10 protein-coding genes and 1 tRNA gene are annotated in these 11,762 nt (G+C 42.9%); 8 read left to right on the plus strand and 3 right to left on the minus strand.

Annotation, left to right across the window (positions count from 1 at the left end):
• Positions 1–48 precede the first annotated feature (48 nt).
• From AC06MN_RS08295 to AC06MN_RS08305, 3 genes are read left to right on the plus strand one after another with little or no spacing between them, the layout of a single operon-like run.
• Positions 49–750 (plus strand): hypothetical protein, encoded by a 702-nt coding sequence (locus AC06MN_RS08295; RefSeq protein ID WP_475671898.1) that lies wholly within the window; start codon positions 49–51, stop codon positions 748–750.
• Positions 751–754: 4 nt separating this feature from the next.
• A complete protein-coding gene (locus AC06MN_RS08300; RefSeq protein WP_475671899.1) occupies positions 755–1,792 on the plus strand; it encodes a hypothetical protein in 1,038 nt (345 codons plus the stop codon).
• Between the two features lie 6 nt (positions 1,793–1,798).
• On the plus strand, positions 1,799–2,437 hold the full coding sequence (locus AC06MN_RS08305; protein ID WP_475671900.1) for a hypothetical protein: 639 nt from the start codon (positions 1,799–1,801) through the stop codon (positions 2,435–2,437).
• 114 nt (positions 2,438–2,551) lie between these two features.
• Here the strand turns inward: AC06MN_RS08305 and htpG are convergent, their stop codons facing one another.
• Positions 2,552–4,549: a molecular chaperone HtpG gene (gene htpG / locus AC06MN_RS08310; RefSeq protein WP_475671901.1), complete on the minus strand. Its 1,998-nt coding sequence runs from the start codon at positions 4,547–4,549 to the stop codon at positions 2,552–2,554.
• A gap of 197 nt (positions 4,550–4,746) precedes the next feature.
• Here htpG and AC06MN_RS08315 point away from each other — a divergent pair, with 197 nt between their 5' ends.
• From AC06MN_RS08315 to AC06MN_RS08325, 3 genes are read left to right on the plus strand one after another with little or no spacing between them, the layout of a single operon-like run.
• Positions 4,747–5,895 carry an AAA family ATPase gene (locus AC06MN_RS08315; protein ID WP_475671902.1) on the plus strand — a complete coding sequence of 383 codons (1,149 nt, stop codon included), beginning with the start codon at positions 4,747–4,749 and terminating at the stop codon, positions 5,893–5,895.
• 55 nt (positions 5,896–5,950) lie between these two features.
• Entirely contained in the window at positions 5,951–8,428 is a 2,478-nt protein-coding gene (locus AC06MN_RS08320) for a T9SS type A sorting domain-containing protein (RefSeq protein WP_475671903.1), read from the plus strand.
• Between the two features lie 38 nt (positions 8,429–8,466).
• Positions 8,467–9,642: a class I SAM-dependent methyltransferase gene (locus AC06MN_RS08325; RefSeq protein ID WP_475671904.1), complete on the plus strand. Its 1,176-nt coding sequence runs from the start codon at positions 8,467–8,469 to the stop codon at positions 9,640–9,642.
• A gap of 244 nt (positions 9,643–9,886) precedes the next feature.
• Here AC06MN_RS08325 and AC06MN_RS08330 read toward each other — a convergent pair whose 3' ends face one another.
• Both AC06MN_RS08330 and AC06MN_RS08335 read right to left on the minus strand, forming a co-directional pair.
• Positions 9,887–10,585: a hypothetical protein gene (locus AC06MN_RS08330; RefSeq protein WP_475671905.1), complete on the minus strand. Its 699-nt coding sequence runs from the start codon at positions 10,583–10,585 to the stop codon at positions 9,887–9,889.
• A gap of 48 nt (positions 10,586–10,633) precedes the next feature.
• Positions 10,634–10,951, minus strand: coding sequence for a DUF6922 domain-containing protein (locus AC06MN_RS08335; RefSeq protein ID WP_475671906.1), 318 nt, complete (start codon positions 10,949–10,951; stop codon positions 10,634–10,636).
• Positions 10,952–11,064: 113 nt separating this feature from the next.
• Here AC06MN_RS08335 and AC06MN_RS08340 point away from each other — a divergent pair.
• Both AC06MN_RS08340 and AC06MN_RS08345 read left to right on the plus strand, forming a co-directional pair.
• Positions 11,065–11,135: transfer RNA gene (locus AC06MN_RS08340), tRNA-Gln, on the plus strand.
• Positions 11,136–11,276: 141 nt separating this feature from the next.
• Positions 11,277–11,729 carry an LSm family protein gene (locus AC06MN_RS08345; RefSeq protein WP_475671907.1) on the plus strand — a complete coding sequence of 151 codons (453 nt, stop codon included), beginning with the start codon at positions 11,277–11,279 and terminating at the stop codon, positions 11,727–11,729.
• Positions 11,730–11,762: the final 33 nt, after the last annotated feature.

An 11,762-nucleotide genomic window follows, 5' to 3' on the forward strand; every position in this document is an offset into this window, starting at 1 on the left:
ATGCAATGGCACGGGTAAAATAACGCAGTAATGAAAATTTCAAGCATTATGAAAAGACTGTTATTTCTGATAGCGTTTTGTCTGTCACTATCGACGATATATGCACAGACCATTGATGTTGTCCACTTGAAAAACGGCTTCGATGCACGAGGAACAATCACCAACCGTACCGAAAGCCAAATCATCCTGCAAACCGAAAATGGCCGGACATTGACCATCGACATGAATGAAATTGATTCGATGGAACAGGAAGAAGTTGCTTTTAATCCAAGAGTCCTGATTGGGCGTTGGGCATGCTACAAGGCCAATGGTGAAAGGGATAAAACATACGATATGGTAATCAGTGAAAACGAGGGATTTTATTCGGTGAGTTATGTGTATTATATAAGCTATCTAAGTAATGATAATGCGTTGAAACGGTATCCTTATGACACGCCGAATGCGAATGATTGTACTGAACGAGATCAAGATATTGATGTTGAAAATGGTATGGTGTGTTTTCATTTTTGGCAATTGCAGTACGTGGTTCTTAATTATTCAAAAAGTGAAAGAAGGAGAAGAGTTGCCATTACAAATGAACATAGTGATATCGACCTAAAATACGTTGACGGAAAGTTGAAAGGAAATATTGATCGTACACAATACTATCACGGCTTAAGTTGTGAGGGTTATGATGATCCTGATGATTGCGGAACAATATTTGCTGACGGCCCTGGCGGCAAATGGAATGTTTATTTTGTAAAATACTAGGTATATGAAACAACTAATTGCAATTCTATTATTAGCCTTTTCCCTATCTGCCTATGCAGTTGATGTCGATTTGCTGAAACAATCTCTTGTCGGAACATGGCATTCTTCATATAGTAATGATATTGATGATCCAAGGCAGTTGGATTTCTATCTTGAGGGTAACAATCTTATGGTGAGGTATGTTGCAGATTATTCGATTTCTTCGGACAATAATAAAGTCTTTCATGAATTTGGTGTTTGTTCCGTAAAGGTTAATTATGATGGAACGATAAAATTTGGTCTGAAAAGAACAGGATCAGGATTTGACAGGAGAGACCATGAGATATGGAGAGAATATGAAGAACATTCATATAAGCTATTCTTTGTGGATGGTCAATTGGTTGGCTCGGAAACGTGGGAGCAAAAGTCTTATCTGTGTCAACCTGTGAATGAGCGAGGTTGTGTCAGATTCAAAACTATAGAACAGGCCAAAAGAAGAGGAAAGGTGTCGGCTTTCCCTTTTGGTGACGAACCCTTTACAACACAAGTGAATTTCTACAATAGCGACAAGACAAACATTGAGAGGTTTTATAAGAATGGAGAAATTGACGAACTGTCAAATTGCAATCCGAAAGATTACAAATTTGGATTCTTGATAGGCTCGTGGTATTACGAAGATGGCTACAGAAGAATTAATGAAAGGATGAGGTATAGTAACGATGACTTTCGTATAAAAATATTTGTAAGAGACGGAAATTACTATGTCAAGTACATTTCTTTTGATAATGCTCGGGGTGACAGAGAGTCAGATGTGGTGCAAATTTTCCCCAACGATTATTCCGGAGAGGTTTCATTTTCTTTTACGACCAAACAAAAGTTTATTGGGAAATGTGAAGAATATGAATGGCCTTGGACTTACGTTTTTAAATTTGATGTCAAAAAATACGACAATGAATATCTTGTAGGAACACGAGAGACTACAGAAACTTCAGGTCCAATTAAGGTATGTGACATACCTGAACCTGAGTATTGCGATAATGTCATATATCATAAATTCAGATAATTGCCTATGAAAACTATGAAAAAATGCCTTGTCGTTGTAGTGTTAGTCATTGCTGTGAATTGTGCAATGGGACAACCTACATATCATGATTCGTACGCTGATTATTACTTTTCGCTTGGTTATCAGCATCTGAACCATCCTACAGGAAATTACAACGCTGGTTCGTTCCAAATGGAAGTTTTGTATAGCTTTGCGGGTGGGAAAGCTGGAGTGACTTACGGAAAGGATTATGTTTCATACAGCCCATTTGGTTTGTTGTGGTTTATGCCTGGATTATTTACCGATGGATTAAAAGGTCTATCCGCCCAAGAAGGATTACTGTTTCTTCTTCCTGCTTTTGCCACCATGCAATTCCATATTCCATTGTCTGACCAATTGGAAATCAGTGCTGGATGGGATGCGCTGAAAATCACTAAACTGCAAAACTACAAAGATGCTTTTTATGTTTCTGGTAGCTTGAACGCAGGTTTGAACCTTTTTATTGGTGATGCGTTTTTCATCAATGCATATTACGAATATAATCATTCGCATAATCCGATACTCAAGCTCATGAATCAGTTGGGCCCAATTAACCTTCAACCCACCGAACTCAATGGTCATTCGTTTGGTTTTCGGTTGGGATTTATGGTTTCTTCATTACGTTGATTACTAAAATAACTTTTGCGAATTGAATTTGGCTATTAATTTCTTGCTTCAAGCTAAAAAAACACCTGACTGGTTTTCAGTCAGGTGTTTTTGAAATCCATATTCGGGAAAACCTTACAATTTCTCCATGTTCCGTTTCACGAATTCGCTCAGTTCCTTGCCTTTCAGCAGGTTCTTTGAGAGTTGTGCGAGGTCGTAAATCTGCTGAATCGTGGTGGCGCGTTCCTCTTCGCTCTTGTCCATCAGGCCGGCGATGACCGGATTATTGGCGTTGAGCATCAAGGTGTAGCTGTCGGGCATGGTGCCGTAGAACGACATGCCGCCGTTCAGCTGCTCCATTTCCTTCATGCGGCGCATCCATTCGTTTTGCGTGATTTCGACAGGTGCATCCGTTTCGTTTTCGTTGCTGAATTCAACGTTGAAACGCATCTTGTCAATGACTTTTTCAAACTCAGCCTTGATGGCATCTTTCTGTTTGTCATCGAGTTTCGATTCCTTTTCCTTTTCTTCGGTGACGATGAGCTTGTCGGTCGGGGCGGAGTCGACGCGGGCAAACTGCGTGCGGCCTTCGTTTTTCTCGCCTTCCTTCTGCTCGTAGGCACTGATGAAATGGCTGTCCAGAATGCCGTCCATCATCAGCACGTTGTAGCCGCGTGACTTGGCGTTTTCGATGTTGGTGTATTGGTCGTCGGCATCGGTGGCGTATAGGTAAACAAGGTTCTTGTCCTTGTTGGTCTGCTTCTCCTTGATGAGTTCCTTGTATTCCTCGATGGTGTAATATTTGCCTTCGGTGTCCTTGAAAAGGAAGAATTTTTCGGCGCGTTCGTAGAATTTCGGGTCGGAAATCATACCGTATTCAATGAAAACACGGATGTCGTCCCAGTTCTTTTCGTAGGCTTCGCGGTCTTTTTTGAAGAGTTCTTCGAGTTTTTCGGCGACTTTCTTGGTGATATAGGTCGAGATTTTCTTCACGCTTTGGTCGCTTTGCAGGAAACTGCGGCTGACGTTCAAAGGAATGTCGGGCGAGTCGATGACGCCGTGAAGCAACGAAAGGAATTCAGGCAAAATGCCTTCTACTGAATCGGTTACGAAAACCTGATTGCAATAGAGCTGAATCTTGTTGCGCTGAAATTCGTAGCGGTTTTTCACCTTCGGGAAGTACAGAATGCCGGTGAGGTCGAAAGGATAATCTACGTTGAGGTGAATGTGGAACAGCGGGTCGCCGAAATTCATCGGGTAGAGGACGTGATAAAATTCGTCGTATTCCTCATCCTTGATTTCGCTTGGCGCTTTTTTCCAAAGCGGAGCCACATCGTTGATGATCCATGGCTTTTCAACTTCGCGTGTCTTTGGCTCTTTGGTTGCTGAGCTTGTCGAAGCATCTTTTGCTGAGTCTTCGGAAGCATCGCTTGCTGAGCCTGTCGAAGCATCGTCAACCACTTCTGCGTCTTCAATCACATCTTCGATTGGTTCCTGAACTTTCTTGGTGCCAAACTGAATCGGCACGGGCAGGAACTTGCAGTATTTGTTGAGCAGTTCGCGGATGCGGCCTTCTTCTAAAAATTCCTCATCGCCTTCGGCCACATAAAGGATGACATCGGTGCCTCGGTCGCCCTTTGGGATTTCGTTCATCGTGTACTCTGGGCTGCCGTCACATTCCCAAATGACGCCGTTGTTGCCTTCTTCCTTGCACGATTTGGTGATCAAAGCCACTTTCGAGGCAACCATGAAAGCGGAATAGAAGCCCAATCCGAAATGACCGATGATGTTGGCCGATTCGGCTTCGGTCTTGGTCTTGAACTTGGCGATAAACTCTTCAGCGCCCGAGAAAGCGATTTGGTTGATGTAGCGGTCGACTTCCTCGGCGGTCATGCCTATGCCGCGGTCGCGCACGGTGATGGTTTTCTTCTGCTTGTCGACTTCAACCTTAATGGTAAGGTCGCCGAGTTCGCCTTTAAACTCGCCGGAAGCAGCCAAAGCCTTCAGTTTCTGGCTGGCGTCGACGGCATTGCTGATGATTTCGCGAAGGAATATTTCCTGGTCCGAATACAAGAATTTCTTAATGACAGGGAAAATGTTTTCTGTCTTGACTCCAATGTTTCCTGATTGCATATCTTTGTGTTTTTAGAATTTTCTGCCGCCTATTGGTCAAATAATGTGCCAAGCCGAAAACTGACATTTTGTCGCAAAATTGCTTCCTCTCTTATGTAACTAATCGATAACTTACCGAATGGTAACAAAATTTACTTCCATTTTGGTAACATGAATAGAAAAAGTGTTATCTTTGCGCCTTGATAAATGATAAACTTATGATAAAACGTGAACTGAATCCGTTTAGATACGGAAAACTTGTTGATAATGAGTTCTTTATTGATAGAAATAAAGACCGCTCAATCTTGAAAAACTTATTGGTTTCAGCTACGAATGTCATCTTGATGTCGCCTCTCCGATGGGGAAAATCATCGCTTGTAAAGCAGTCAATGATTGAGATTTTGAAAGAATATTCTGATATAAAAGTGTGCTTTATTGATGCTTTTTCGGTTCATTCTGTGTCGGAATTTTACGGTATTTTCTCAAAAGAAGTGATAAAATCGACTTCTTCTACATGGAAAAACTGGGTGACTTCTGCAAAAAAATACTTCAAGTCGATAAAGCCTGTCATATCTTTGGGAGCGGATCCCATGTCGGATTTTTCACTTTCCTTCGATTTTGATGAGAACGTTCCTGCCGAAACGTCGGAGGTGCTCGAATTGCCTGAAAAAATCGCGGAAGATAAGCAAATCAGGGTGATAGTCTGTATTGATGAGTTTCAGTCGTTGGCGCGTTTGTCCGATTATTCCGTTTTGGAGGATATGATGCGTAGCGTCTGGCAAAAACAGCCCAGTGTTTCGTATTGCCTTTACGGAAGCCAGCGTCACATGATGGAGGATATTTTCAATTCGCCACAAAAGCCGTTTTTTAAGTTTGGACAAAGCATGTATTTAAATAAAATTGCTGAAAGTGAATGGATTACGTTTATTGTGAACGGCTTTATCAGGACGAAAAAAACGATTTCTGAAGAACTTGCAACGCGCATTGCGCAAACGGTTAGAAACCATTCCTGGTATGTGCAGCAATATGCGAGTTGCGTCTGGAATTTTACGCCGAAAGGCAAAAGCGTGACTGAAAATTCGTTGGATGATGCCATGGAGTGGATGATAGAAACGAATCTGCCTAATTTTCAGAACCTTTATGGCGTTTTGACTGGCCCGCAGGTGGGTCTTTTGAAGGCCATTGCAAAAGGCGAAAAGCAACTTTCGTCAGCCGAAGTGATTAAAAAGTACAATCTTGGCAGTTCCGCCAGTGTTGCTAAAAACAGGAAAATTCTCTTGAATAACGATTATATTGCTTCGGTAGGCGAGGGCTTTGAGTTTGTGGACCCTGTCTTTGAGATTTGGTTTCGCCAATATTCGTTTTAAATGTTATTGTCAAAGCTAACATTTGCTATTTTTGTGCGTCATTAAAATTACAAATATGAGAAAGTTATATCTGGTTATGGTCTTCATGTTGCTGAGTCTTGTTTTGTCAGCACAGACCATTTTTGAAGAAGGTTTTGAAACGGGAAACACTGTTGGTCAGACACCAACGGGTTGGATTTGCAACGATGGCGGTTGGAAAGCCGGCATCACTATTCCTGACGACAATGAGGCGCGTGGAAGAAAGCCTCATTCCGGCGACTGGTACATGTATGCCACCTACAACACCGATGTGTGGATTTATAAGGAGATAAATGTGACTGCCGGAAACTACTATCGCGTTTCGTTCTGGTATGCCACTTGGCATGTCGATCATTTCAATCTGGAAGTCAAAGCGGGTGCTAATGCTGCTCCGTCGGCGATGAATGTTTCAGTTTTGCCGCAGATGGTGGTTGCCAATGAGGAATTTGAACAGACTTCAGCGGTGTTTCAGGCGCCAAGTTCAGGTTCGTTCTACGTGGGTTTCCACAGCGTGGCTGACAACGGGCCGTGGTATTTGTCGATTGACGACATCATCATTGAGCAGACCAATCAATACAATTTCTATGCGGAGCAACTCACGCCCGACACGACTGCCTATTTCGGCGAACCTGCCTATTTGCGATTCCGCATCGACAATACGGGACAAGAAAATGAGACGGTGAACTTTGGCAACGTTGGCGATTTGGACTGCACTTTCTATGTTGATGGCGCGCAGGTGCAGAATGTTACGATTCCGTATGCTTCATCGGTTGATGTCGTTGCTGCCGTTACGCTTCCTTTGAATCTGGCTCCAAACCAGGATTTGCATATCCGTCCGGTGCTGACTTCAACGCACAATTCTCACAGTGAGCAACTGGATTTCCTTGTCACGGCTTTAGAGCCTTACAATGATTTCCCGTTGGAAGAAGGTTTTGAACAAGCCTTCCCGCCTTTTGGCTGGCTGAATCAGGCAACAGTCGGGGAGAGGGCTTTTGACCAGATTTCGGAAGGTTCCACGCCTGATGCTTTGCCGCATGATGGCAGTCAGTTCATGGCGCGTTTCTACACCTATACCAATGCGGCTGGCAACAAGGCTGAACTGGTTTCGCCGAAAATGGAGTTGAGCGAAAGCGGCAATATCGTCCGCTTCTGGATATACCGAAACAGTAACCACAACATCAACAAGGCCGACCGTATCAATGTGTATTTCAACACGCAGCCGAATACCGAAGGTGCGCAACTGCTTGGCACTGTGCATCGTTGCACGTTCATGGAACCTGTCATTGCCGATGTCGATGACTGGTACGAATATTCCTATCAGTTCGATTGCCCATCGGATTACGGCTTCGTGATTTTCGAAGGTTGCAGCGAATACGGCTGGAACCTTTACATTGATGATGTTTTCATCAGCAATTCCGCTGTGGATAATAATCCGCCGGTTGTGGTCTCGGTGGCTGGCAATCACGAATATGCCGATACCGAAATGAACCTCACTTTGCGTTTGCGCGATGCTTCGGGAATGCCGAATACCTTGAACGCTACTTATACCATCTGGGGTGTTACGAATAATCTAACCTTCACAAAGTCAAGAGGTAACTATGATTACACGGCAACGATTCCTGCTTACGACAACCACACGCACGGCACAATGATAGTGCAGCTTGTTGACGATTTGGGCAATAGTGCCGATTCGGAGGAAATTCCGATTACTTGGGATTATCAGCGTCCTTTGCTCTATGAACCTTTCGACGAATATGACATCCTCTCCATTCCTGAAGGCTGGTCGCAGCAAGGCAATGAAACCATGTGGCAGTGGTGGGTGCTTGGCCCAACTTATTATACCGATTACGATGAAAATTCGTTTTATGTCGAACCTCATTCGGGAAGCAGACATGCCGTTTTGGAATGGGACGATTATGATAATGCGCCACAGGATCAAACGCTCGTCACACCAACATTGACTATCAATCGCCCGACGACCTTGACTTTCTGGACCTGGGTGCAATATGGTTCACCTTATTATGATCATTATGCAGTCCGCGTGCTCGATTGCAGTGAAGGCACTTGGGAAGACAAATGGGATGCAACCGACTTGCCATACGGCCAAATTAATAAATATGAAGAACCGATTTCCATCAATTTGGATGAGTATCAAGGCAAGAACATCAAGATTGGTTTCCGTGGTTACAACGATTTTGGCGAGTTTTTGGCTTGGGATTGGTTCGTCGATGATGTCAAGGTTGTTCCGACTGACACTACTGATGTGAATGTCAATGAAATGCCTGATTTGAAACTGTCGGTTTACCCGAATCCTACGACTGGAAAAATCCATATTGAATCGGAAAAACGCATTGAAATGTTGCAATTGGTGAGTGTGAATGGCCTTGCCGTTGAAACGAAACGCATGGATTGCTCTTCGCTTGACATGGATTTGTCGGCTTATTCCAAAGGTCTTTATTTGTTGCGCATCGTCACTGCTGATGGTGTGCTGACAAAGAAAATTACCATTGAGTAGGACTCATTTTTCGCTATTTTTGCCGCAAATTTCAAATCATGCAGAATCCGATTGAAAAATTCATGGCGCGTGTGGCGGAATCACTCGAAAAGGGTGATTTCGTCAAAATGACGCTGAGCAAGCCTGCGCAAAAGCACGACGAATTGCGCAATGTGTATGTGAAGCCTGTATTAATAAAAGGTGCGCGCCTTTTCGCTTTCACCTATCGTTACGAGCGACGCGACGAAGTGAAAAACTATGATGCCGTACAGATGCTCGAAATCCTTGCCGAAATGGTGCCGCAGCGTTTGCTGAATGCATCGCTTTTCACTGTAAACGAGGATGTAACCTTGCTTGTTAGCCTGAAAGGAACGGCTACGATGCAGACTAAAAAAGTGCAGGAATGTCGCGAACAGAACCTTGAACACGACAATGTGAAAAACCGTCTCATCAATCCGGCAAATCCTTGGTGGTTCCAGCTGGGACTGACGACGCGCGAAGGCAAGGTGACAGCTGACATGCAGCATAAGTTCAAGCAGATTTGCAAATACACCGAAATTGTTGAAGGCTTGCTGAAGCCGATGCGTTTCGATGGTGCCGTCCGCATTGCCGACATGGGGGCAGGGAAGGGGTATCTCACTTTTGCCTTGCATGAATTCCTGACGCAAAAAATGCATCTTAATGTCGATATGAAAGGTGTTGAAATCCGTCCCGATTTGGTGCAGAAAATCAACGAAATCATCAAGACGGATAATCTGCAAGGCCTTGAATTTGTGGAAGGTGCAATTGACACGTTCAATTTTGATGGTCTCGATGTGCTGATAGCCTTGCACGCTTGCAATACGGCCACCGATGATGCTATTGCTTCGGGCATTAAGGCGGGCGCAAAACTCATTGTGTGCGCACCATGCTGCCACAAGCAAATCCGTCAGGAAATGGAAAAGTCGGGCGTGTTGAATCCGATTACGCAATACGGCATTTTTATGGAACGTCAGGCCGTGATGATAACCGACACCATCCGTGCCCTGATTCTGGAATATTACGGCTACAAGACGCAGGTCATGGAGTTCATCGAAATGGAGCATACGCCTAAGAATGTGCTGATTGCAGGCATCTTCAACGGTATTCCTTCAGAAGCGAAACGCGCCGCCATTGCCGCCCAAATTGCCGATTTGAAACGTCAATACGGCATCCGGGAGCATTTCTTGGAGGGACGGATGGATGTGAATTTTTGATAGGTCAGAATAATGTTCTGTAGTTTTGTGGTGCTGTAATATGTTGATAATTAACGTTATATATTTGTGTAGAGCGTGATGAAGGAATGAGGGTTTATTACCTGATTTTGTCGTTTGGCTTGTCAGTCATTTCTTGAATGGTTTTGGCAAAATTGTCCCATTTGCGTAACTTTATGATAGGTTAGTGTATGAGTTTTGGCTTAAAAGCAGTCATTGATTATGATGGTAGTCTTGTTACCAGAATTTATACACCAGAAAACACCATAAAATCCTCATCGTAAAGATATCTAAGTCTTTCTAGATAATCAGGATTGAAAGTTCCGATTTGTTGGAGGGAATCAATAATTGAATTGATTTCTTGTTCGCCTTTTAAGAAAGTCAGATAGTAGAAATACTGTTTTACTGGAAAATCAATGCGACTTTTTGCTATAGAAGCAGCATCTTTTTCGCAGAGTATTGAGTCAACCGTTTGTCTATTCTCTGTAAGATAAGCGGAAATCTCGTCCATGATTAGATTTATGCAGCTGTCTCGTGAAACCACATCGCCATTTTTATAATACTTCATCGCAAGCAATCTGTTGTGGTAAACATTTTGAAGATAAGGAAATATGATGAATTCTTTTAGGTCAATGGAATCCAAATATAAAATTGCTTTGTCGAATTCGCATTTTTGGGTGAGAATGCTCAGTTTGCGAAAATATAAAATCAAATAAAGTTCGGGCTTTTGACATTCATGCAAAGCTTTGTCAATTACAATTAATGACGAATCCAAGTATGCGGAATCATTTGAATAATAAAACTGCTCATAAAGCATGGCAGAAACTTCATTACACGAATCACAATAAATATCGGTGACGGCTAAGTCTTTTGGTGAGTTTGTGTGATTGCATGATGTTAATGCTATAACAAAGCACATAATCAGTAAATATGTTCTGCTTTTCATGGTTTAAATTGTGCTTGGAATTAGATTATTTGTCATTTGTCAGAGTTTTCAGGAGTTCCAGTGTTGCAGGCGCGATTGTTTCCTTGTGTAACATCTCAGTTCCTCTTTTTGCAGGTGAAATTTCAAGCAGATGTAGTTGATGTCGCGATCGCTCAAATAGGGGATTTCCTTGATGGCGGCTACAAAACCATCCAAGCCGTATAGATTGATGGCGGCAAAGAAATCTTCAGGCCAACCTCTTTCCACAACCCTTTGGGCAACCATGACAGCCATCTTTTGCCAATCGAAATGCTCCATATCATATTCCCAAAACAGATTTGGCGAAAATTTGGCGTCGGGATGCTTCTTGTAGTCTTCGATTTCCATTTGTTTCTACCTTTTAATATGCAAAGATAAGCATTTTTTTCAAAAAAGTTAGAAAAAACGCTTGTGTGTAATGAAAAAGTTGTACTTTTGCACTCGCATTCAGAAATGAATACTGTCGAGTGGTGTAATGGCAGCACTGCAGATTTTGGTTCTGCCTGTCAAGGTTCGAATCCTTGCTCGACAACTTGAAGTGGAAGAAAACCTGCTACTGAGAGTAACAGGTTTTTTTGTTGTATGTTTTGTTTTTCCTGCAAGTCAGGCCCGAATTTTAAGTTTTGAATCTTTGAATTTTTAAATCTTTAATCATTAAATATTTGAATCTGAAATGATTACAGAAGAACAAATTGCCACATTAACTGAAGAAGCCCTTGAAGGAAGCGACCGTTTTCTGGTTGAAGTCAAGGTGAAACCAGGCAATGTCATTGAGGTTTATGTCGACTCCGACACTTCCGTCACCATTGACAATTGCGTGGAAATCAGCCGTTTCATTGAAAGCAAGCAGGACCGTGATGTCGAAGATTACGAACTGAGCGTCTTGTCGTGGGGCTTGAGCGGTGCTTTGCGCATGGATCGCCAAATGAACAAATATCTCGGACAGGATGTGGAAGTCAAGACAAAGGAAATGGGTAAGGTGCAGGGTAAACTGGTTCGTTTTGATGCCGAAACGGTTGAAATCGAACCGGTGAAGAAAAAGGCGAGCAAGAAAAAACCTGTCGTCGAAGGCAACCTCATTTTTGAAAGGAAGGCTGTAGAAATCAAGCCGGCGATTATTTTCTAATTATTTAATAATTAAACAGATAAACAATAAACA

It is taken from the genome of Candidatus Limimorpha sp. (genome assembly GCF_056203535.1).